The organism is Mesorhizobium sp. CU3, from assembly GCF_006442965.1.
In the GTDB taxonomy this organism is placed as follows: Bacteria; Pseudomonadota; Alphaproteobacteria; order Rhizobiales; family Rhizobiaceae; genus Mesorhizobium.
In genome coordinates this window covers 111,039-130,715 of record NZ_VFWX01000011.1, presented here as the reverse complement: position 1 = coordinate 130,715, position 19,677 = coordinate 111,039, and the positions used below count along the sequence as shown (strand labels likewise).

At 63.4% G+C, this 19,677-nt stretch carries 21 protein-coding genes; 14 read left to right on the top strand and 7 right to left on the bottom strand.

Annotated features, from left to right (window positions below):
• Positions 1–132: 132 nt before the first annotated feature.
• Positions 133–1,263, top strand: a complete 1,131-nt coding sequence (locus tag FJ988_RS18410) for an ATP-dependent RecD-like DNA helicase (protein WP_140819764.1) — start codon at positions 133–135, stop codon at positions 1,261–1,263.
• Here the strand turns inward: FJ988_RS18410 and FJ988_RS18405 are convergent.
• Positions 1,260–1,658: an STAS/SEC14 domain-containing protein gene (locus FJ988_RS18405; protein ID WP_140819763.1), complete on the bottom strand. Its 399-nt coding sequence runs from the start codon at positions 1,656–1,658 to the stop codon at positions 1,260–1,262. The genes FJ988_RS18410 and FJ988_RS18405 overlap by 4 nt on opposite strands.
• Positions 1,659–1,756: 98 nt before the next feature.
• On the opposite strand from FJ988_RS18405, the gene FJ988_RS18400 reads away from it, so the two are divergent.
• The 4 genes from FJ988_RS18400 (at position 1,757) to FJ988_RS18385 (ending at position 7,650) form a co-directional block, all read left to right on the top strand.
• Positions 1,757–2,497: a pyridoxine 5'-phosphate synthase gene (locus tag FJ988_RS18400; protein ID WP_140819873.1), complete on the top strand. Its 741-nt coding sequence runs from the start codon at positions 1,757–1,759 to the stop codon at positions 2,495–2,497.
• Positions 2,498–2,589: 92 nt separating this feature from the next.
• Complete coding sequence (locus FJ988_RS18395; protein WP_140819762.1) at positions 2,590–4,506, top strand: potassium transporter Kup; 1,917 nt, start codon at positions 2,590–2,592, stop codon at positions 4,504–4,506.
• 147 nt (positions 4,507–4,653) lie between these two features.
• Positions 4,654–6,570 carry a potassium transporter Kup gene (locus tag FJ988_RS18390; protein WP_140819761.1) on the top strand — a complete coding sequence of 639 codons (1,917 nt, stop codon included), beginning with the start codon at positions 4,654–4,656 and terminating at the stop codon, positions 6,568–6,570.
• Positions 6,571–6,609: 39 nt separating this feature from the next.
• Positions 6,610–7,650 (top strand): aldehyde reductase, encoded by a 1,041-nt coding sequence (locus tag FJ988_RS18385; RefSeq protein ID WP_140819760.1) that lies wholly within the window; start codon positions 6,610–6,612, stop codon positions 7,648–7,650.
• 32 nt (positions 7,651–7,682) lie between these two features.
• Here the strand turns inward: FJ988_RS18385 and FJ988_RS18380 are convergent, their stop codons facing one another.
• A complete protein-coding gene (locus FJ988_RS18380; RefSeq protein WP_140819759.1) occupies positions 7,683–8,576 on the bottom strand; it encodes an SDR family oxidoreductase in 894 nt (297 codons plus the stop codon).
• Positions 8,577–8,711: 135 nt separating this feature from the next.
• Here FJ988_RS18380 and FJ988_RS18375 point away from each other — a divergent pair, with 135 nt between their 5' ends.
• A complete protein-coding gene (locus FJ988_RS18375; RefSeq protein ID WP_140819758.1) occupies positions 8,712–9,119 on the top strand; it encodes a helix-turn-helix domain-containing protein in 408 nt (135 codons plus the stop codon).
• Positions 9,120–9,230: 111 nt separating this feature from the next.
• Positions 9,231–10,460: an NAD(P)/FAD-dependent oxidoreductase gene (locus FJ988_RS18370; protein ID WP_140819757.1), complete on the top strand. Its 1,230-nt coding sequence runs from the start codon at positions 9,231–9,233 to the stop codon at positions 10,458–10,460.
• Here the strand turns inward: FJ988_RS18370 and FJ988_RS18365 are convergent.
• Positions 10,414–11,133 carry a glutathione S-transferase family protein gene (locus tag FJ988_RS18365; RefSeq protein WP_140819872.1) on the bottom strand — a complete coding sequence of 240 codons (720 nt, stop codon included), beginning with the start codon at positions 11,131–11,133 and terminating at the stop codon, positions 10,414–10,416. The two genes, FJ988_RS18370 and FJ988_RS18365, sit on opposite strands and share 47 nt — an antisense overlap.
• A gap of 183 nt (positions 11,134–11,316) precedes the next feature.
• On the opposite strand from FJ988_RS18365, the gene FJ988_RS18360 reads away from it, so the two are divergent.
• The 3 genes from FJ988_RS18360 (at position 11,317) to ilvC (ending at position 13,523) form a co-directional block, all read left to right on the top strand.
• Positions 11,317–11,718, top strand: a complete 402-nt coding sequence (locus tag FJ988_RS18360) for a MarR family winged helix-turn-helix transcriptional regulator (RefSeq protein WP_407067733.1) — start codon at positions 11,317–11,319, stop codon at positions 11,716–11,718.
• 109 nt (positions 11,719–11,827) lie between these two features.
• Complete coding sequence (locus FJ988_RS18355) at positions 11,828–12,469, top strand: TetR/AcrR family transcriptional regulator (RefSeq protein WP_181183579.1); 642 nt, start codon at positions 11,828–11,830, stop codon at positions 12,467–12,469.
• 34 nt (positions 12,470–12,503) lie between these two features.
• A complete protein-coding gene (gene ilvC, locus FJ988_RS18350; RefSeq protein WP_140819871.1) occupies positions 12,504–13,523 on the top strand; it encodes a ketol-acid reductoisomerase in 1,020 nt (339 codons plus the stop codon).
• Between the two features lie 85 nt (positions 13,524–13,608).
• On the opposite strand, the gene FJ988_RS18345 is transcribed toward ilvC, so the two are convergent.
• Both FJ988_RS18345 and FJ988_RS18340 read right to left on the bottom strand, forming a co-directional pair.
• Positions 13,609–13,893, bottom strand: a complete 285-nt coding sequence (locus FJ988_RS18345; protein WP_140819755.1) for a PilZ domain-containing protein — start codon at positions 13,891–13,893, stop codon at positions 13,609–13,611.
• A 166-nt stretch (positions 13,894–14,059) separates the two neighbouring features.
• On the bottom strand, positions 14,060–14,626 hold the full coding sequence (locus FJ988_RS18340) for a BA14K family protein (protein ID WP_140819754.1): 567 nt from the start codon (positions 14,624–14,626) through the stop codon (positions 14,060–14,062).
• A 168-nt stretch (positions 14,627–14,794) separates the two neighbouring features.
• Between FJ988_RS18340 and FJ988_RS18335 the strand changes: the two genes are divergently transcribed.
• Positions 14,795–15,922, top strand: a complete 1,128-nt coding sequence (locus FJ988_RS18335) for an endonuclease/exonuclease/phosphatase family protein (protein ID WP_140819753.1) — start codon at positions 14,795–14,797, stop codon at positions 15,920–15,922.
• Between the two features lie 5 nt (positions 15,923–15,927).
• Positions 15,928–16,653, top strand: a complete 726-nt coding sequence (locus FJ988_RS18330) for a hypothetical protein (protein ID WP_140819752.1) — start codon at positions 15,928–15,930, stop codon at positions 16,651–16,653.
• Positions 16,654–16,657: 4 nt separating this feature from the next.
• Here FJ988_RS18330 and FJ988_RS18325 read toward each other — a convergent pair whose 3' ends face one another.
• A complete protein-coding gene (locus FJ988_RS18325; RefSeq protein WP_140819751.1) occupies positions 16,658–17,731 on the bottom strand; it encodes a 1-aminocyclopropane-1-carboxylate deaminase in 1,074 nt (357 codons plus the stop codon).
• A 147-nt stretch (positions 17,732–17,878) separates the two neighbouring features.
• Between FJ988_RS18325 and FJ988_RS18320 the strand changes: the two genes are divergently transcribed.
• Positions 17,879–18,355, top strand: coding sequence for an Lrp/AsnC family transcriptional regulator (locus FJ988_RS18320; protein ID WP_140819750.1), 477 nt, complete (start codon positions 17,879–17,881; stop codon positions 18,353–18,355).
• Positions 18,356–18,370: 15 nt separating this feature from the next.
• On the opposite strand, the gene FJ988_RS18315 is transcribed toward FJ988_RS18320, so the two are convergent.
• Complete coding sequence (locus FJ988_RS18315; protein ID WP_140819749.1) at positions 18,371–18,601, bottom strand: hypothetical protein; 231 nt, start codon at positions 18,599–18,601, stop codon at positions 18,371–18,373.
• A 137-nt stretch (positions 18,602–18,738) separates the two neighbouring features.
• On the opposite strand from FJ988_RS18315, the gene FJ988_RS18310 reads away from it, so the two are divergent.
• Positions 18,739–19,674: a DMT family transporter gene (locus FJ988_RS18310; RefSeq protein ID WP_140819748.1), complete on the top strand. Its 936-nt coding sequence runs from the start codon at positions 18,739–18,741 to the stop codon at positions 19,672–19,674.
• Positions 19,675–19,677 lie beyond the last annotated feature (3 nt).

The window sequence follows — 19,677 nt, the reverse complement described above, 5'->3', positions numbered from 1 at the left end:
ATTTTGTTCACTTTACGTTCTATTTCTGGCCTGCTAGTTTGTCTATTCTGCAAGCAACGATATTGCCGTAGGCGATGTCGTGCCGGTGCGGCCAAGCTTGTCTTTCTCTCGCGAATCCGGTCTGTCGAACCGATGGAATTCTCCCCCCAACAGGATGAGGCTTTGAAAGCGGTCGGGCGCTGGCTCAAGGAAGGCCGGCCGCAGATCTTTCGGCTGTTCGGCTATGCCGGCACCGGCAAGACGACGCTGGCGCGTTATTTTTCCGAGCATGTCGACGGCCAGGTGCAGTTCGCCGCCTTCACCGGCAAGGCCGCCCAGGTGCTGCGCTCCAAGGGCGCGGTCAATGCCCGCACCATTCATTCGCTGATCTATAGGCCCAAGGGCGAGGAATCGGTCGAGGACGAGGTGACCGGCAAGACCTCGATGACGCCGACCTTCTCGCTCAACCGGCAAAGCCCGATCTCGCGCGCAAAACTCGTGGTCATCGACGAGTGCTCGATGGTCGACGAGCAGCTCGGCCGTGACCTCCTGAGTTTCGGCACGCCGATCCTGGTGCTCGGCGATCCGGCGCAGCTGCCTCCGATCTCGGGTGGCGGCTTCTTCACCGAGCATGAACCGGATGTGCTGTTGACCGAAATCCACCGCCAGGCGCGCGACAATCCGATCATCCGCCTTGCGCTCGACGTGCGCGAGGGCCGCGAATTCATGCATGGCGACTACGGCACGGCGCAGGTGATCGGCAGGGAAGGCGTCACGCAGGAGCTGGTCTTGAAGGCGGACCAGGTGCTGGTCGGCACCAACCGCACGAGGCGGCGCTATAACCAGCGGCTGCGCGAGCTGAAGGGTTTCAACGCCGATTTCCCGCAGGCCGGCGACAAGCTTGTCTGCCTGCGCAACGACCCGGCCAAGGGCCTGCTCAACGGCTCGCTGTGGAAGGTGATGACCTCGTCGCGCGAGACGGTGAAGCCCGGCATCAACCTGCTGGTTTCGCCGGAAGAGGACGATCCCGACCGCGGCGTCGCCAAGATAAAGCTGCTCAAGGCGGCGTTCGAGGACCCGGACGCCGAAATCCCCTGGCAGCAGAAGAAACGTTTCGACGATTTCGATTACGGCTATGCGCTGACCGTGCACAAGGCGCAGGGCTCGCAGTGGAACGACGTAGTTTTGTTCGACGAGAGCTGGGCTTTCAAGGAGACGCGGCAGCGCTGGCTCTACACCGCGATAACACGCGCGGCCGAGCGTTTGACAGTGGTGCGCAACTAATCCGTCGGCCTCGCGCCCAACCATTGCCAGGCCGCGTCTTCGTCGTCGACGTCGAAACGCCTGACCTCGAAGGGCAAGGTTCTGGGGAACACGCCGCTGACCACCGAGACCCAGCCCGGTTTGCCGATCACCGCGCAGCGTTCGATATGCTCAAGCGCATCCGCCACGCCCTGGCGGAGCGTTTGTGGCGCTATGTTGGCCCAATCCACGCTTTCCTCGTCGGTCAGCCGCACCAGCACATCCGTCCTGGGGTGGAGCGCATAAGCTGCTTCCAGCAGGCCGAACAGGTTTTCGGCATCGGCGGGCGAGACATCGCCGACCACATCGATGGCAAACAGCGTGTCGCGGTCGGTGTCGATACGGCGTATGGCCGGCACGGCTTCGAGGAAATTCATGAGCGATCCTCCATCCATCCCCTGGAACACCCGAAACCCTCTATCTGTTCCCTGCAAAGGCGCTATAGATGCCCGCCGATCCACTGGACCCCTCGTTCATGCCCGCCAAGCTTTCGGTCAACCTCAATGCCATCGCCATGCTGCGCAACCGGCGCGATTTGCCATGGCCGAGCGTTATCGGCCTAGGCCGCCTCGCGCTCGCCGCGGGCGCGCATGGATTGACGGTGCATCCGCGACCCGACGAGCGCCACACCAGGCATTCCGACCTGCCGGAAATCCGGGCGCTGATCGACGACGAGTTTCCAAGCGCGGAATTCAACATCGAAGGTTATCCGAGCGAGGATTTCCTGGCGCTGATCGAGAAGAATCAGCCGGAGCAGGTGACGCTGGTGCCGGATGATCCGGCGCAGGCGACGTCCGACCATGGCTGGAACTTCGTCGCCCAGGCCGCGTTCCTCACTCCGATCGTCAAGCGATTGAAGAAAGGCGGCTTTCGCGTGTCGCTGTTTTCCGATGCCGATCCGGCCGGCATAAATGCCGCGCGCGACACCGGCGCCGACCGGATCGAGCTCTATACCGGCCCTTATGGCAGCTGCCATTCGGATTCCGCCAAGGCCGGCAAGATCCTGGAACGATTGGGAAAAACCGCCGACGCCGCTGCGGCTGCGGGGCTTCAGGTCAATGCCGGCCACGATCTCACCGTCGGCAATCTGCCTGCCTTGGCAAAACGTATCCCGGCATTGGCCGAAGTATCGATCGGACATGGGTTGACAGCGGATGCGCTGGAGTATGGCATGGCCGGCACGGTGGGACGGTTCCTGAAGGCTTGTGGATGGTAGGGCGAGGAAGCCTTGCGTAGCTCCGGGTGTTTTCGTGGATCCTGCCCATCGCGGCGCGTGGAAAGCGCCGTGCGGCTGACGAAGTGGGGTTCATGGTGCTAGCCAATGCCAACGGCGAGGCGGAAACCCTCGAACGAGCAAGCCATGGCGAAAAGGAGCGCCAACACAGCATCCGGTTGCTGATGCTCGGTGCGCTCGGCGTGGTCTATGGCGATATCGGCACCAGCCCGATCTATGCCTTCCGCGAGGCGCTGCATGCCTCGGGCAGCGTCGTGGCGCGTAACGACGTGCTTGGCGTTTTGTCGCTCATCGTCTGGGCGCTGACCATCATCGTCACCATCAAATATGTCGCCTTCGTGCTTCGGGCCGACAACAATGGCGAGGGCGGCACGCTGTCCTTGATGGCGCTTGCGCGCGGCGCCTATCCGCCGGGATCGAAGCTCATCCTGGTGATCGGCCTTTGCGGCGCAGCACTTTTCTTCGGCGATTCAATCATCACGCCGGCCATCTCGGTGCTTTCGGCGGTGGAAGGCCTCGAAGTCGTCACGCCGGCGCTGGACGCCTATGTCGTTCCGATCACGCTTGTCATCCTGGCGGTGCTTTTCGCCGTGCAGCGTTTCGGCACCGGCAAGGTGGCGGCGGTGTTCGGACCGGTCACGGCGACATGGTTCCTGGCGATCGGCGCCGCCGGCCTCTACCACATCGTCGACGACTGGTCGGTGCTTCTGGCGATCAATCCCTATTATGCGATCCATTATCTCGCCACGACGCCGACGGGCGCCTTCGTCACCGTCGGCGCGGTGTTCCTGGCGGTGACCGGCGCCGAGGCGCTCTATGTCGATCTCGGCCATTTTGGCCGCAAACCGATCGTCATGGCCTGGTTCGCCATCGTGTTCCCGTGCCTTCTGCTCAACTATTTCGGCCAGGGCGCCTTCGTGCTGTCGCATGGCGGCAAGCCGACCAATCCGTTCTTCCAGATGCTGCCGGAATGGGCGCTGATGCCGATGGTCGGGCTGGCCACGGCGGCGACCGTCATTGCCAGCCAGGCGGTGATTTCCGGCGCGTTCTCGCTGACCAGGCAGGCGGTGCAGCTCAACCTTCTGCCGCGCATCGAGGTGCAGCACACTTCCGAGATGCAGAGCGGGCAGATCTATATGCCCCGGGTCAATCTGCTGGTCGCGCTCGGCGTGATGCTGCTGGTCGTCGGCTTCGGCAGTTCGAGCGCGCTCGCTTCCGCCTATGGCATCTCGGTCACCGGCGAGATGCTGATGACGACGATCCTGTTGTTCGTCGTCATGCGCTGGCGCTGGAAGTGGCAGCTGGCGATCGCCCTGGCGCTGGCGCTGCTGTTCGGCGTCATCGATCTCGGCTTCTTCTCGGCCAATGTCGTCAAGATCGTGGAAGGCGGCTGGGTGTCGATCACGGTTGCCGCCCTCATGGGGCTGATCATGTGGACCTGGATCCGCGGCACCCGCTATCTGTTCGACAAGACCCGCCGCAACGAGATCCCGCTCGATTTTCTGGCGGCCAATCTTCTCAAGAAAAAGCCGCAGCTGGTTTCGGGCACGGCCGTGTTCCTGACCAGCGATCCGCTGAGCGCCCCGACGGCGCTGATGCACAGCCTGAAGCACTACAAGGTGCTGCACGAGAAGAACGTCATCTTATCGGTGGTGACGGCGCAGCAGCCGGTGGTGCCCGACAGCGAGCGGGTCAAGATGGAGACCGTCAACGAGCTGTTCATGCGGGTCACGCTGACCTTCGGCTATATGGAGCAGCCCAACATTCCGCGCGCTTTGGCCATCTGCCGCAAGCAGGGCTGGAAGTTCGACATCATGACGACGTCCTTCTTCCTGTCGCGGCGCTCGCTCAAGGCTTCGCCCAACTCCGGCATGCCGGTTTGGCAGGACAGGCTGTTCATCAGCTTGGCGCGCTCGGCGGCGGATGCGACCGAGTACTTCCAAATCCCGACCGGACGCGTGGTGGAGATCGGCACCCAGGTCGCGATCTGACGCTGCTGCTTTGCGTCGGATGAACAGGCTTCTGCGCTCCGTATACGCAAAGCCGTGCACCCGCGGCATGGGTGCCCTCACGCAAGGGCACTTGATATTGCACTGCAGCAAGCGTAGAGCACCGCGCGTTTTATCGGAGTGTCGTCCATGGCCCTTGCCAATGGTGCTGAGGCAGAACCCGTCGACCAGTCGAGCCACCCGGAAACCGGGCAGCACAGCACCAAGGTGCTGATGCTGGGCGCGCTGGGCGTCGTCTATGGCGACATCGGCACCAGCCCGATCTACGCCTTCCGCGAGGCGCTGCATGCTTCCTCGGGCGGCGACGTCGCCAACCGCGCCGACATTCTCGGCGTGCTATCGCTGATCATCTGGTCGCTCACCATCACGGTGACGGTGAAATACATCATGTTCGTGCTGCGCGCCGACAACCGCGGCGAGGGCGGCGTGCTGTCGCTGATGGCGCTGGCGCGCGGCACTTTCCCGACGCGCTCGGCGATCGTGCTCGGCATCGGCATCGTCGGCGCTTCGCTGTTCTTCGGCGATGCCGTCATCACGCCGGCGATCTCGGTGCTGTCGGCGGTCGAAGGCATGAATGTCGTCACGCCTGCCTTCCAGCCCTATGTCGTGCCGCTGACGCTGCTGATCCTGGCGATGCTGTTTGCGGTGCAGCGCTTCGGCACCGGCGGCGTCGGCCTGGTGTTCGGCCCCGTCACCGCCATCTGGTTCCTCGCCATCGGCCTTTCGGGCCTGAACCACATCATTACGGATCCGGAGATCCTGTGGGCGATCAGCCCGCATTACATCGTGGCCTTCTTCATCAATTCGCCGGACGTGTCTTTCGTCACCGTCGGCGCCGTGTTCCTGGCCGTCACCGGCGCCGAGGCGCTCTATGCCGACCTCGGCCATTTCGGCCGCAAGCCGATCGTGCTGGCCTGGCTGGCGATCGTGTTTCCCTGCCTGCTTCTGAACTATGCCGGGCAGGGCGCCTTCGTGCTCGCCAAGGGCGGCGTGGTCGGCCACCCGTTCTTCGAGATGAACGAGGGCTGGGCGCTCATCCCGATGGTGGTGCTTGCCGCGGCGGCGACGGTCATCGCCAGCCAGGCGGTGATCTCCGGCGCCTATTCGCTGACCCGCCAGGCCGTGCAACTCAACATGCTGCCGCGCCTTGAAATCCTGCACACGTCGGAGAAACAGTCCGGCCAGATCTACATGCCGCGCGTCAACATGCTGATCGCGCTGGTGGTGATGATGCTGGTGGTCGGCTTCGGCGAATCCAGCAAGCTGGCTTCCGCCTACGGCATCTCGGTCACCGGCAACATGCTGGTGACGACGACGCTTTTGTTCATCATCATGACGCGCATCTGGAAATGGAACATCTGGCCGGCGGCCGCGCTGACGGTGGTGTTTGCCTTCATCGACATCGGCTTTTTCGCCTCCAACATCGTCAAGGTGTTCGAAGGCGGCTGGGCGTCGCTGGCGGTGGCCTTCGCCATCATCCTCGGCATGTGGACCTGGGTGCGCGGCAGCCGCTATCTGTTCGACAAGACCCGACGCAACGAAATCCCGCTCGACTTCCTGGCGGCCAATCTTCTGAAGAAGAAGCCGCAGGTGGTGTCGGGCACGGCGGTGTTCCTGACCAGCGATCCGCTGAGCGCGCCGACGGCGCTGATGCACAGCCTCAAGCACTACAAGGTGCTGCACGAAAAGAACGTCATCCTGTCGGTGGTGACGGCGCCGCAGCCGGTGGTGCCCGACAGCGAGCGGGTGAAGCTGGAGGTGGTCAACGAGCTGTTCATGCGGGTGACGCTGACCTTCGGCTATATGGAGCAGCCGAACATCCCGCGCGCGCTGGCCATCTGCCGCAAGCAGGGCTGGAAGTTCGACATCATGACGACGTCCTTCTTCCTGTCGCGACGTTCGCTGAAAGCCTCGCCCAATTCCGGCATGCCGATCTGGCAGGATCGGTTGTTCATCGGCCTGGCCAAGACAGCGGCGGACGCGACGGAGTATTTCCAGATTCCCACAGGACGCGTCGTCGAGATTGGCACGCAGGTCGCGATCTGACAGACTGCCTCGCATCGGCTGGTTCGGCGGGAGGCGGGCATGAGCGGCGAATTGGTGCTTGTGACCGGCGGCTCCGGCTTCCTCGGCGCCCACTGCATCCTGGCGCTTTTGAACGCAGGCTACCGCGTGCGCACCACGGTGCGCTCCGCCAAGCGCGAGGCTGATGTTCTCGCCATGCTGAAGATCGGCGGCGCCGAGCCGGGCGACGCGCTTTTCTTCGCCTATGCCGATCTGATGAGCGACAATGGATGGCCGGAGGCGGTATCCGGATGCCGGTATGTGCTTCACGTCGCTTCGCCATTCCCGCCCGGCGTGCCGAAACATGAGGACGATCTGATCGTTCCGGCCCGCGAGGGCGCGTTGCGCGTGCTGCGCGCCGCGCGCGATGCCGGCGTCGAACGCGTGGTGCTCACCTCATCCTTCGCCGCTATCGGCTACGGCCAGACGCCGGTTGCCGGCCAGCCCTTCACCGAGGCGAACTGGACCAATCTCTCCGAGAAGGTGAGCGCCTATGTCAAATCGAAGACGCTTGCCGAGCGGGCGGCCTGGGATTTCATCGCCGGCGAGGGCGGCGCGCTGGAACTGGCGGTCGTCAATCCGGTCGGCATCTTCGGCCCGGTGCTGGGAGCGGACCATTCGACCTCCACGGATTTCATAGGACGCATGCTGAACGGCGAGTTGCCCGGCCTGCCGCGCATGGTGTTCGGCGTGGTCGACGTGCGCGACGTGGCGGATTTGCATCTGCGCGCCATGGTCGATCCCGCCGCCAAGGGCGAGCGCTTCCTGGCCATCAGCGGCGACTTCATGACCATGCTGGAGATCGCGCGGACCTTGAAGGCGCGGCTGGGCACCTCCGCGTCGCGCGTGACGACGCGGGTGCTGCCGGATTGGCTGGTCAGGATCGTCGGGCTGTTCGACGGGCAGGCGGCGCAGATCGTGACGGAACTGGGCAAACCGAGGAACGCGACAAGCGCCAAGGCGGTCCGCCTTCTCGGCTGGGCGCCGCGCTCGCGCGAAGAGGCGCTCGTCGCAACCGGGGAAAGCCTGGTCCGGCTTGGCTTGCTCAAGAAGCCGAAATAGCGCCCCGAGGACAGCCCCGAGGCGCCACGTTATCAGCCGAGCAGGGCAGCCTTGTTCGCTTCGAGGAACTGCTTCAGCGTCCGCGACTTGCGGCCGGACAGTGTCTCGACCGTGTCCGTCACCTCGGCGATGCGGCCGGCACGCGTGTTGGTGTCGAAAGAGGCGATGATGCGGGCGAAATCCTCCGGAACGCCGGCTGCCTTGATGCCCTCGGCTAGGCCTTCGTCCGGAACCTGGATCACTTCGATCGGCTTGCCGGTGACGTCGCTGACCAACGCCGCTACCTCGCTCGTGGTGTAGGCCTGCGGGCCGGTCAGCGTGTAGATGCGGCTCTCCTTGGAGCCGGATGCAAGGCTGGCGGCGATGGCGGCCGCCATGTCGTCGCGCGCGGCGTGCGCGATGCGGCCGTCGCCTGCCGAGGAGTACCATTTGCCCGAGGCAATGGCATGCGGCAGCGCCATGAACAAGTTCTCCTGGTACCAGCCGTTGCGGAAGATGGTGTAGGCAATGCCGCTCGCCTTGATCGCCTGCTCGGTGCCGTAATGGTCGCCGGCAAACAGCACCGGGGAGCCGGGCTCGGGATTGGGCATCGAGGTGTAGGCGAGATGCGAGACGCCCGCCGCCTTTGCCGCGGCCACCGCCGTCTCATGCTGCTTCAGGCGCCGGCCAGTCTTGAGGTCGAGGTCGCCGGTCGAGATGATCAGCACCCGGTCGGCGCCTGCAAATGCCTTTTCCAGGGAAGCGCTGTCGTTGAAATCCGCGGCCCTGACGGTGACGCCGCGCGCGGCGAGATCGGCGAGGTTCTCGGGATTGCGGGTCGCGGCGATGATGCTTGACGGCGCAATTTTCTGCGCATCCAGCAGATGATTGATGACGCCGTGGCCGAGTTGGCCGGAAGCGCCGGTGACGAGGAGGGTTTCGCTCATGGGAGGTTCCTGAATTGCGCCTTTTGGCGGGTGCTGTTGGTGGTCTCGAAAAGAGACCAGCACTAAATTAGGAATTGACCCCCGGTCGTAAAGAAGGCAGTTTTTCGGGAGGTAGGCACAGGCAGGGAACCACCGATGGACGGCAAGATCGTCAATCTGAAAACGAAGCTCGAGATCTACAAAGCCATGACCGACGGCGCCAATTTCGCCGATTGCCCGGTTCGCGACGTCATCCATGGCATCAACGGCAAATGGAGCCCGTTGCTGGTCATGGCGTTGGCGGAAAAGCCCTATCGCTTCGGCGAACTGCGGCGGCTGGTTCCCGACATCTCGCAACGCATGCTCACCCAGACGCTGCATGAGCTGCAGCGCGACGGCTACGTGCATCGCGAAGTGTTCCCGACCAAGCCGCCGAGCGTCGAATACAGCCTGACCGATCTCGGACGATCGATGTTCGTTCCGCTTTATCAGCTTGTACAATGGGCCGAGCTCAACCACGAGGCGGTGCGCGAGGCGCGGGCATCCTTCGACGCCCGGATCTGAACCCGGTCTTTTTTCGCTGAGCGATCTTTTCCCACTGGCAAGCGTCAAAACGCCAAGTTGATTTGACGCCGTCGATCAGGAAATCTGCCCGCCGGTGGGTGTGGGCGGGCAATGAGCAAAAATCTGGAGATCGCGATAGCCGGCGCCGGCCCGGCCGGATTGGCCGCCGCGCTCTATCTCAACCGGGCAGGGCACAGGGTCACCGTTTTCGAGCGTTTCGACGAGCCGAAGCCAGTCGGCTCCGGCCTCATGCTGCAGCCGACCGGGCTGACGGTGCTTGCCGATCTCGGCCTGCTCGACGACATACTGGCGCTCGGCAGCCGCATCGAGCGGCTGCACGGTACGGATGCCCGGACCGGGCGCACGGTGCTGGAAGTCCGTTACGACGCCCGGCGCGGCCGCCGCTTCGGCCTTGCCGTGCATCGCGCGGCGCTGTTCGGTGTGCTGCACCGCGCCGCCTTGCGCGAGGCGATCGCGATCGAAACCAATGTCGAGATCGAAACGCTCGAGACGGCTGAGCGGGCTACGCTTGTATGCGCCAACGGCAAGCGGCTCGGGCCGTTCGACCTGGTCGTCGATGCCAGCGGCGCGCGCTCAAAGCTGCGGCAGTGGCTTGGCGACGCGGCGACGCCGCGCCCGCTCGCCTATGGCGCCTTCTGGGCCTCGCTGGCCTGGCGCGACGGCTTCGATACTGGGGCGCTGCTGCAGCGCTACGACCGAGCGAGCGTCATGGTCGGGGTGCTGCCAATTGGCCGGCCGGAGCCTGGTGCGGAAGATATGGCGGCGTTCTTCTGGAGCCTGAAGCCGGACGATGCCGATCAAGTAAGGGCGGCGGGCCTCGACGCCTGGAAGGCGAGGGTGATCTCTGTATGGCCGGCATGCGAAGCCTTCACCGGCCAGATCGACGGCTTCGAGCAATTGTCTCTCGCCCGCTACGGTCACCACACAATGACGCGGCCGGCCAGCCGGAGGCTGGCGGTGATCGGCGACGCCGCGCATTCGACCAGCCCGCAGCTTGGCCAGGGCGCTAATATGGCGCTGCTCGACGCCGCGGCGCTCAGCCACGCGGTGGCGCACGCCAACGGCATCGACGACGCGCTCGACGCCTACGCCAAGGCCAGGCGCTGGCATGTCCGCATCTTCCAGGCGCTGTCCCTGTCGCTGACGCCGTTCTACCAGTCGGACTCATCCGTGCTGCCCTTCATCCGCGACCGCCTGGTGGCGGGGCTGGCGAAGGTCCCGCCGGGACCGCAATTCCTCGCCGCCATGGTGGCCGGAACATTGGTCGACCCGTTCAAGCGGATCGGGCTTGCGGAATCGCAATGGCCTGCCGCTGGATGATTTCGGACAGATAGGATCTCTTCGCCAGCAGGAAGGCGTGCAACCGCTGCGGATAGTTGGCTACAACGGCTTCTTTCACCGATTTCCGCTTGCTCAAGGCTTCACGCCACGCCCGGACGAGGGGTTTGCCGTCCAGAATGCCGAAATTACCGATGCGGTCGAATGTGTCGAAGTAGCGGAAAACCGGACCGTAGACGGCATCGACCACTGAGAAGCTGTCGCCGCCGAACCACGGGTCGCTTGATCTGGTCGCCAGCTCTGCCTCCACTCGTTCAAACATTTCCGACAGGCTTCTGCTTTCCTTCACAAACTCGGCTTCGTCGGCGGCGGAGTAGAACCGGCCGATGGCGTTGAGGATGGCCGAGCCGAATTCCACCCAGGCGCGATGCCTGGCCCGAATGAGAGGATCTCCAGGATGCAGCGGACTGGCCTCCGTTTCCTCAAGGAATTCAAGGATGACCGCGGACTCGAAGATGGTCTCCTCGTCGCCGCCGTTTCTTACCCGGAGCAGGGGCACCTTGCCGAGCGGGGAAATGGCCTTGAACCAGTCCGGCTTGTCGGCAAGGTCGACGTATATGCGCTCGAACGGCGCGCCTTTCTCGGCAAGCGCAATCGCGGCGCGCTGCACATAGGGGCATAAATGATGGCTGACGAGCGTGAGTTTGGCGGTCATTTCACGCCCATCAGCCACAGTTGATTCATGCTTCATCGGACTTCTCCATATCGATGCATTTGCATTTATATAGATGCAAGTGCATCGAGAGTCAATCTTGATGCAAATGCATCTATCCGCTAGTCTGCGCCAATGACCAAGGCATCCCCCTCCCACCAAGCCGCCACCGCCTGGGCTCGCTTGATGCGTGTCTCGCGCCAGTTGGTCGAAAAGGCGGAAGACGCCTTGAAGGAAGCGGGCCTGCCTCCGCTTGCCTGGTACGATGTGCTGCATGAACTTGCCGAGACAGGCGAGGGCGGCTTGCGTCCCTTCGAACTGATCGATCGCGTTCTGCTGGCGCAGTACGGCGTATCACGGCTCCTCGGCCGGCTTGAAGCCGATGGGCTGGTGGAGAAGCTGCCGGCCTCCGACGACGGTCGCGGCCAGATCGTGCGTATCACATCGGCCGGGCGCGATATGCGCCGCCGCATCTGGGGCGTCTATGGCGCTTCGATTGCCGGTCTGATGGATGAGAAGCTTTCGGCCGAAGAGCTGGAGGCGCTGGCGGCGCTGCTCGGGCGACTGCGGCACCCGCCTATCGGATAGTAACTCGATTGTCAGGTACAGGCTCTTGCGCCGGGAGCCGGAATGCGCCATAAGCCGAACCGTAACGTACGGTACGCCTCTTGAGGCAGCCGAGAATCGAGAACAGTTCGTGTTGCAACCGGCCGAGATCGACACCAGTGAAGCGCTGACGGAGCGGCAGCAAGCCGTTCTCGATGCAGCACTGCGCCTGCTGGTCGAGGAGGGCGACAACCTCACCATGACCGCGGTGGCGCGGCGGGCAAGCTGCTCCAAGGAAACGCTCTACAAGTGGTTCGGCGACCGCGACGGGCTGCTCACCGCCACAGTGCAGTGGCAGGCATCCAAGGTGCGCGTCGCGGCGGTCGATCGCGACACACTCGACCTCGGCTCGCTGACAGCCAGCCTGGAGCGCTTCGCTTCGGACTGGCTGAAGGTTATCTCCAGCGACACTTCGATCGCGTTGAACCGTGTGGCCGTCGGGCATGCGGGTTCCGGCAAGGACGATCTCGGCGCGGTCGTGCTGCAGAACGGCCGCTTCGCGCTGGCCAGACGGCTGAAGCCGGTGCTCGAGGCAGGCCGCCAGGCCGGTTTGCTCGAGTTTGACGACGCCGAGACGGCGTTCCGCACCTTTTTCGGACTAGTCGGCCGGGATGTGCAGATCCGTCTCTTGCTCGGCGACCGGGTGGAATTGACTGAGGCGACGATCGGCGGCGATGCCCGCCGCGCGACGCAGCAGTTTCTCGCTCTTTTCGGAGCAAAAAACCGGCCGTGAGGCCTCTGATCTTCAAACGGGAAGGAAGACCAAAATGCGTGTCTATTACGATCGTGATGCCGATCTCAATCTGATCAAGGGTAAGAAGGTTGCCATCATCGGCTATGGCAGCCAGGGCCGGGCTCATGCGCTCAACCTCAAGGATTCCGGCGCCAAGGAGATCGCCATCGGTCTCAAGTCCGGTTCGGCTACCGCCAAGAAGGTCGAGGCCGACGGGCTCAAGGTGATGAGCGTGGCGGAAGCCGCCAAATGGGCCGACCTGATGATGATGGCAACGCCCGACGAATTGCAGGCCGACATCTACAAGAACGAGATCGCGCCGAACATCCGCGACGGCGCTGCGATCGCCTTCGCGCACGGCCTCAACGTGCATTTCGGCCTGATCGAGCCGAAGTCGACCGTCGACGTCGTCATGATCGCGCCGAAGGGCCCGGGCCACACGGTGCGCGGCGAATACCAGAAGGGCGGCGGCGTGCCGTGCCTGGTCGCCGTCAACCAGGACGCTTCGGGCAATGCGCTCGACCTCGCGCTCTCCTACGCCTGCGGCGTCGGCGGCGGCCGCTCGGGCATCATCGAGACCAATTTCCGTGAAGAATGCGAGACCGATCTATTCGGCGAGCAGGTCGTGCTGTGCGGCGGCCTGGTCGAACTGATCCGCGCTGGTTTCGAAACGCTGGTGGAAGCCGGCTATGCGCCGGAAATGGCCTATTTCGAGTGCCTGCACGAGGTGAAGCTGATCGTCGATCTGATCTATGAGGGCGGCATCGCCAACATGAACTACTCGATCTCGAACACCGCCGAATGGGGCGAGTACGTCTCGGGACCGCGCATCATCACCGCCGAGACCAAGGCCGAGATGAAGCGGGTGCTGAAGGACATCCAGACCGGCAAGTTCACGTCGGAATGGATGCAGGAATACCGCGCCGGTCTGTCGCGCTTCAAGGGCATCCGCCGCAACAATGACAGCCACCAGATCGAGGAAGTCGGCGCCAAGCTGCGCGCGATGATGCCGTGGATCTCGAAGAACAAGCTGGTCGACAAGGCCAAGAACTAAGCGAAGGTTTTCGCTCGCACTATCGAGGCCGGCGGAGCGATCCGCCGGCTTTTTCTTGGCTGCTCAGTTGGCCGGGAAGCCAGCCTCAGCCGTAGTGCCAGCGCGGCTTCGGCTCTGTGCCCACAAACTCGACGCCCATGCGATCCTCGCGGCGCCAGCGGACCACTGCCTTGTAGCCGATGCCGTCGATCGGCACGTAGAGCAGGAACTCGTCGGGCACGCGCGCCTCGATCGGCACCTTCAGTTCGGCGCCCTTGGAATGCATGTTGCGCACCGTGCACTTCACCTCGGAATTGGTGACGCCGGTTATGATCGTGGCGCCCTTGAGCACGCGCTGCCGGTGTTGGGATCTGTTATGGTCTTCGGCCATGGCGGGCATGTCATCGCGACGTGCATCGCGGCGCATCATTACTTGGGGCATCGGCACGGTGGAATAGGTCTGGTTGATAAATTTAAGGTTATCACAGCGTTCATACGGACCTTAGAAATAGAAACGGCGCCATATCGGCGCCGTTTCTTTCTATATTAGTAATATATCAACTATAGGGCGACCAGCACTGCTTGCGCGGGCCGTAGTTGGGCTGGAACGTATTGTCCCAGGCGCGGTAGGAACGGTAGCGGTCGTAGCACCACTCGACATGGGCGCGAGACAGCCGCTGCGTGCGATAGACGCGCCGCGGCTGAACGTAGCGCGGGTAATAGTCATACTGGTAGGGATCATAGTAGTTGCCGTAGACGCTGCCCAAGCCGAGGCCAAGGCCAAGCCCCAGTATAGCGGCGTCGCCGCCATCGAAACGCCGGTGGTGGCGATGATGCCGCCAGCGCCAGTCGCCGCCGTTATCCCAGTTGCGGGAAAAGTTGCGGTTGCCGCCACGCCATCTGTAGTCGCCCCGGCCATTGCGCCAGCGCCAGTTCTCGAAGTTGCTGGCGTTGTTGTTGCCGGCCCAGCTGTCACGCACCGGAATTATGTTCGGTGCGGCATTGTTCGTCGGCGCGCCAAGATCGGGTTGCAGGATCGGGCCGGCCACGGACGGGGCCGTCACGCCAGCAACAAGGCCCAGGGCAAGAAGCCCGGATTTGAGGGAAGAAAAGAGCGGTTTCATTGTACTCTCCAAGGATCCACGGCCCCACGCCCCAGAACACCCCGGGAAGAGGCCTATTATTGGGACTTTCCGTCTGAACGGAGGATGAACGGAAAGGTTCCGTCAACCATGGCGAGCATCGCGGCTGGCTCTTGTCTTCGCCCGTGCTTGCGGGCAAAGGTCAGCGCCATGTCGCTGCGCCTCGCCACGTTCAACGTCGAGAATCTGATGAACAGGTTCGATTTCTCGGGCTACCGCAACCAGCTTAACGAAGACCGCACGCTGGCGCTGTTCGACATCCAGAGCGAGGCCGAATACCGGATCCTCGAACAGGCGCGCACCATCGCGCAGTCCGACGATACGCGCCAGCTGACGGCACTGGCGATTGCGGCAACCCGCGCCGACATCATCTGCATGCAGGAGGTTGACAATATCGAGGCGCTGAAAGCCTTCGAATACGGCTATCTGTTCAAGATGGTCGGGCAGGGCTACCGCCAGAAATACACTACCGCCGGCAACGACACGCGGGGCATCGACGTCGCGCTGATGATGCGCAACGAGACCGCGCAGGGCCAGCCGATCGAGTTCGTGCGCATGACCAGCCATGCCTATGTCACCTTCGATGAGTTCGGCCTGTTCACGCCGGAGCTCGCCGCGCTCGGGCACCAGGCGAGCGAGCGCATCTTCCGGCGCGACTGCCTCGAGATCGACCTCAGGATCGGCGGCGCGCCGCTGACGCTCTATCTCGTGCATTTCAAATCGATGGGTCCGCCGCGCAACGGGCTCGATGGCCGCGAGGCGACGATGCCGCTGCGCATCGCCGAGGCGCAAGCCGTGCGCCGCATCATCGAGGAGCGTTTCGGCAAGGACATTGCTGGCAAGGGCGGGGCCTCCGACAAGCGCTGGGCGATCTGCGGCGACATGAACGATTACCGGCAGCGGGTGAAGATCCAAGGCGACTCGATCGACGGCTACCGCTTCGAGGTGGTCGACGAGGCGCAGTCGTCGATCAATGTGCTGACCGCCGGCGGTTTTTGCGAGAACGTCGTCGAACGGCGGCCGGAGATGGACCGCTGGAGTTTCTACCATACGCGCGGGCCGGAGGAGCGGCATTTGTGCCAGCTCGACTACATCCTGCTTTCGAAGGGGCTGGCGGCGAAGAACGCGACGGCGGTGCCCGACATCATCCGCAACGGCCAGCCCTGGCGCACCATCTTCCCGGCCGGGCAGGAGGTCGAGCGTTTCCCCCGCGCCGGCTGGGACAGGCCGAAGGCATCGGACCACTGCCCGGTGGCCATCACCTTGAACATGGCGTGACGCTGATGAGCTTCGACCTACCTCGCAACACCATCCTGCCGGTCGACGCGATCGACGTGCGGCTCGTCGCCGAACAGCACCCGTTCGAACGCGAGAACCAAGCGGCGATCGCCGAGAACTGGCGGCGCGAGACCGAAGAGAAACCGGCGCTGTATGACGGTACGGTCGTGCTGCTTTCCTCGCTCAGCTATCGCGACAACCGGCTCTCCGGTCGCTGCCATGCGGTGAAATATTCGACCTTCATGCTGTGGCGGAAGAACCGCGAAGCGAGCGGCGCCGAGCATGTCTACGGTCACGCCGTGCTGGTTGCCGGCGACAATGCGCTGGTGGCGATCCGCATGGGCGCGCATACGGTCAATGCGGGGAGGATTTATTTCGCCGCCGGCTCGTTCGAGCCGATCGATTTCCGCGACGGCCTGATCGATGTCGACTTCAACATGATCCGCGAAGTGGGCGAGGAGACGGGCATCGATCTTTCGACGGCCGAGCGCGGACGGCGCTGGCATGCGCTCTCCACGCCGAGCGGAACGGTGATCTTCCGCCGTTATCGGGTGGCCGAACCTGCAGACGAACTGGCGCGCCGCATCAGCGCTTTCGTCGCCAGCGAAGATGAACCGGAGATCGAGGGTCCGGTCATCATCCGCAATGGCACCGACCTGCCGGATGGGCTGATGGGGCACATGAAGCCGCTGATCGAATGGCATTTCTCCAATGGCGGCGAGATCCGCTAAGTCTTCAGGGGAAGAGCGGTGGCAGCGCGTCGTCATGCGGAGCGCTTTTCCGGCTGCCGCCGTCGTCCTTGTAGTAATAACTGTAGCCGTTGATCGCCGGCGCGCCACCGAGATGCGCGTAGAGAACTTTTGAGCCCTCGGGGAAGAATCCTTTGCGGGCCAGGTCGATCAGGCCCTGCATCGACTTTCCCTCATAGACCGGATCGGTGATCATCGCCTCGGTGCGGGCCGCAAGCCGGATCGCGTCGTTGGTTTCTTGCGACGGAACGCCATAGGCGGGATAGGCATAGTCGGGGTTGATGACGATTTCGTCCTCGCGCACGGTGCGGCCGAACCCGACCAGGGCAGCGGTGTCGTCGACGATGCGGCGCACCTGCGCGCGCGTCTGGTCGAGCGTCCCGGAGGCATCGATGCCGATCACCCGGTCGGCGCGCTCCTGAGCGGCGAAACCTACGATCATGCCGGCCTGTGTCGAGCCTGTCACGACGCAGACGATGATGTAGTCGAATTTGAAGCCGAGATCGGCCTCTTGGTTTGCCACTTCCTCGGCAAAGCCGACATAGCCGAGACCGCCATATTTGTGCACCGAGGCTCCGGCGGGGATCGGATAGGGTTTGCCGCCGGCATCCTTCACCGACTGGATGGCGTCCTGCCAGCTCTTGCGGATGCCGATGTCGAAGCCGTCATCGACCAGCCGGCTGTCGGCGCCCATCAGGCGCGTCAGAAGAATGTTGCCGACCCGGTCGTAGACGGCGTCGTAGTGCGGCACCCATTTTTCCTGGATCACCACGCATTTCATGCCGATCTTGGCGGCCGTCGCGGCGACCATGCGCGTGTGGTTCGACTGCACGCCGCCGATCGAGACCAGCGTGTCGGCGCCGGAGGCAATGGCATCGGGCACGATGTATTCGAGCTTGCGCAATTTGTTGCCGCCCATGGCCAGACCTGAATTGCAGTCGTCGCGCTTGGCGTAGACCTGCACCTTGCCGCCCAATGCCGCGCTGAGGCGCGGCAGATGCTCGATCGGCGTCGGACCGAAGGTCAGCGGGTAGCGTTCGAATTTTGCGAGAAGCGACAAGGGGTTTGTCTCCACCGTGGTTGGTTTCGTTGGACGGAGAATAGACCGACTCATGCGAGGGGTGCTCTCGATCTTGCCTTCCAAATTTTCCTAGAAAGCATAAAGATGCGAGGAAATTGACTAAGCCATCCATATTGGATCAATAAAATGGAAGATTCTTCCGCACCAGCTTTGGACCGAGTCGATATCAGGATCCTGCGGGCGCTCCAGGCCGAGGGGCGGCTGACCAATGCCGAGCTGGCCGCGCGCGTGAATGTCAGCGCCGCCACCTGCCATCGGCGCACGCAACGCCTGTTCGAAGAGGGCTACATAACCGGCGTTCGGGCCGAGATCGCGCCCGCGACAGTCGGGCTGGGCGCGCTGGTCATGGTCGGCGTCGTGCTGGATCGCTCGACGCCTGAAAGCTTCGCCGCTTTCGAGGAGGCCGCGCTGCAGCTCAAGGAAGTTCTGGACTGCAACCTGGTGGCCGGCGACTTCGACTACCTGCTGAAGATCCGCGTGCGCGACATGGCGGACTTCAACAAGCTGCACGGGCAGAAGCTGATCGCGCTGCCGGGGGTTCGGCAAACCCGAACTTTCTTCGTCATGAAGGAGGTCAAGGAGAATGCGCGGCTGCCGTTCTGACCTGCTTGGACCGGATCAGCCCTGCCGCTTTTTCCTGTCGTTGCGGGCGGCGACGAAGAACAGGATCAGGCTGAGGCCGAGAAAGCCGCCCATCGCCGTTCCCATGGTCTGGCCGACCACTTCCTGGAAGTTGGAAGCGACGCGGTCGGGATTGGCCATGCCGTAGCGGGCGAGATACCACCAGATGCCGGCAAGGGCAGCCTCGATGACGACGACCGCGATCGACACCCGCCCCTTGTAGCTCATTGGTTCGTTCCTGCTTCGATTGCCTGATTTCATTTCCGCTGGTCGAGCGCCATTTTGCAAGTGGCTCTTCATGCATGAGGAGCCCGCAACTATTCGGCTGCGAAGCGGTGAATGAAGCCGAGTGAAAGCGAAATCGAATGGCAGTGGAAGCGAGATCGGGGCTGGGCCAGGCGGCGATCATGCTCTCTGCCGGCATGGCGATATCCGGCACGGCCGGCCTGTTTTCCATCGAGTCGGGCCAACCGACGCTCAACGTCATCTTCTTTCGCTGCGTCTTCGGCACGATAGCGCTTGTCGGCTGGAGCTGCCTGCGGGAGGGGTGGAGGAGCCTCTTCATCACGCAGAGGCCGCTATGGCCGCTGGTGCTCGTCAGCGGCGTCTGCTTGGTCCTGAACTGGGTCGCCCTGTTCCAGGCCTTCAAGCTGACCTCGATCGGCTTTGCGACGATCATCTATCATCTGCAGCCGTTCTGGATCGTGCTGGCCGGAGCGCTCTTGCTCAAGGAGGGACTGTCGCGGGACAAATTGGGATGGATTTGCGTAGCCTTCCTTGGCCTCGTGCTCACCATCGTGCCGAAACTCGGCGTCATGCGGGCGGATCATGACTTTCTGATCGGCGTCGGCCTGGCGCTTGTCGCGTCGTTGCTCTACGCCGCCACCACCTTGACCACCCGCGCCGTCAAATCGGTGAAGCCCAGCGTTCTCAGCGCCATTCACTGTCTGATAGGCATCGTCGTTTTCGCACCGTTCGTCGACCTCTCCGCGCTGCAAAACGGCGGCAACGGCATGTGGGGCTGGCTTGTCGGCCTCGGCGTCATCCACACCGGCGTCGTCTACATCCTGCTCTATTCGTCATATCCAAGGCTGCCGATCACGATCATTGCGGCGGGATCGTTCCTCAATCCGGTCGCCGCCCTGCTGTCCGACTTCTTTGTGTTCGGCCGCTCGACAACCGCCATGCAGGGCGCCGGGCTGGTCCTGATCCTGCTGGCGGGACTTGCCGTGAACCTTGGCTGGTCATTCGGCTTTGGCTCGGCGCGCAAAGTCGCGCCGGTGCAGAACTCTGACGGCTGATCC

What these genes read in the sequence shown, in the direction of transcription:
- FJ988_RS18410 (WP_140819764.1), top strand. Translation starts at nt 133, where the DNA reads ATGGAATTCTCCCCCCAACAGGATGAGGCTTTGAAAGCGGTCGGGCGC.
- FJ988_RS18405 (WP_140819763.1), bottom strand. Translation starts at nt 1,658, where the DNA reads ATGAATTTCCTCGAAGCCGTGCCGGCCATACGCCGTATCGACACCGAC.
- FJ988_RS18400 (WP_140819873.1), top strand. Translation starts at nt 1,757, where the DNA reads ATGCCCGCCAAGCTTTCGGTCAACCTCAATGCCATCGCCATGCTGCGC.
- FJ988_RS18395 (WP_140819762.1), top strand. Translation starts at nt 2,590, where the DNA reads ATGGTGCTAGCCAATGCCAACGGCGAGGCGGAAACCCTCGAACGAGCA.
- FJ988_RS18390 (WP_140819761.1), top strand. Translation starts at nt 4,654, where the DNA reads ATGGCCCTTGCCAATGGTGCTGAGGCAGAACCCGTCGACCAGTCGAGC.
- FJ988_RS18385 (WP_140819760.1), top strand. Translation starts at nt 6,610, where the DNA reads ATGAGCGGCGAATTGGTGCTTGTGACCGGCGGCTCCGGCTTCCTCGGC.
- FJ988_RS18380 (WP_140819759.1), bottom strand. Translation starts at nt 8,576, where the DNA reads ATGAGCGAAACCCTCCTCGTCACCGGCGCTTCCGGCCAACTCGGCCAC.
- FJ988_RS18375 (WP_140819758.1), top strand. Translation starts at nt 8,712, where the DNA reads ATGGACGGCAAGATCGTCAATCTGAAAACGAAGCTCGAGATCTACAAA.
- FJ988_RS18370 (WP_140819757.1), top strand. Translation starts at nt 9,231, where the DNA reads ATGAGCAAAAATCTGGAGATCGCGATAGCCGGCGCCGGCCCGGCCGGA.
- FJ988_RS18365 (WP_140819872.1), bottom strand. Translation starts at nt 11,133, where the DNA reads ATGACCGCCAAACTCACGCTCGTCAGCCATCATTTATGCCCCTATGTG.
- FJ988_RS18360 (WP_407067733.1), top strand. Translation starts at nt 11,317, where the DNA reads ATGCGTGTCTCGCGCCAGTTGGTCGAAAAGGCGGAAGACGCCTTGAAG.
- ilvC (WP_140819871.1), top strand. Translation starts at nt 12,504, where the DNA reads ATGCGTGTCTATTACGATCGTGATGCCGATCTCAATCTGATCAAGGGT.
- FJ988_RS18345 (WP_140819755.1), bottom strand. Translation starts at nt 13,893, where the DNA reads ATGGCCGAAGACCATAACAGATCCCAACACCGGCAGCGCGTGCTCAAG.
- FJ988_RS18340 (WP_140819754.1), bottom strand. Translation starts at nt 14,626, where the DNA reads ATGAAACCGCTCTTTTCTTCCCTCAAATCCGGGCTTCTTGCCCTGGGC.
- FJ988_RS18335 (WP_140819753.1), top strand. Translation starts at nt 14,795, where the DNA reads ATGTCGCTGCGCCTCGCCACGTTCAACGTCGAGAATCTGATGAACAGG.
- FJ988_RS18330 (WP_140819752.1), top strand. Translation starts at nt 15,928, where the DNA reads ATGAGCTTCGACCTACCTCGCAACACCATCCTGCCGGTCGACGCGATC.
- FJ988_RS18320 (WP_140819750.1), top strand. Translation starts at nt 17,879, where the DNA reads ATGGAAGATTCTTCCGCACCAGCTTTGGACCGAGTCGATATCAGGATC.
- FJ988_RS18315 (WP_140819749.1), bottom strand. Translation starts at nt 18,601, where the DNA reads ATGAGCTACAAGGGGCGGGTGTCGATCGCGGTCGTCGTCATCGAGGCT.
- FJ988_RS18310 (WP_140819748.1), top strand. Translation starts at nt 18,739, where the DNA reads ATGGCAGTGGAAGCGAGATCGGGGCTGGGCCAGGCGGCGATCATGCTC.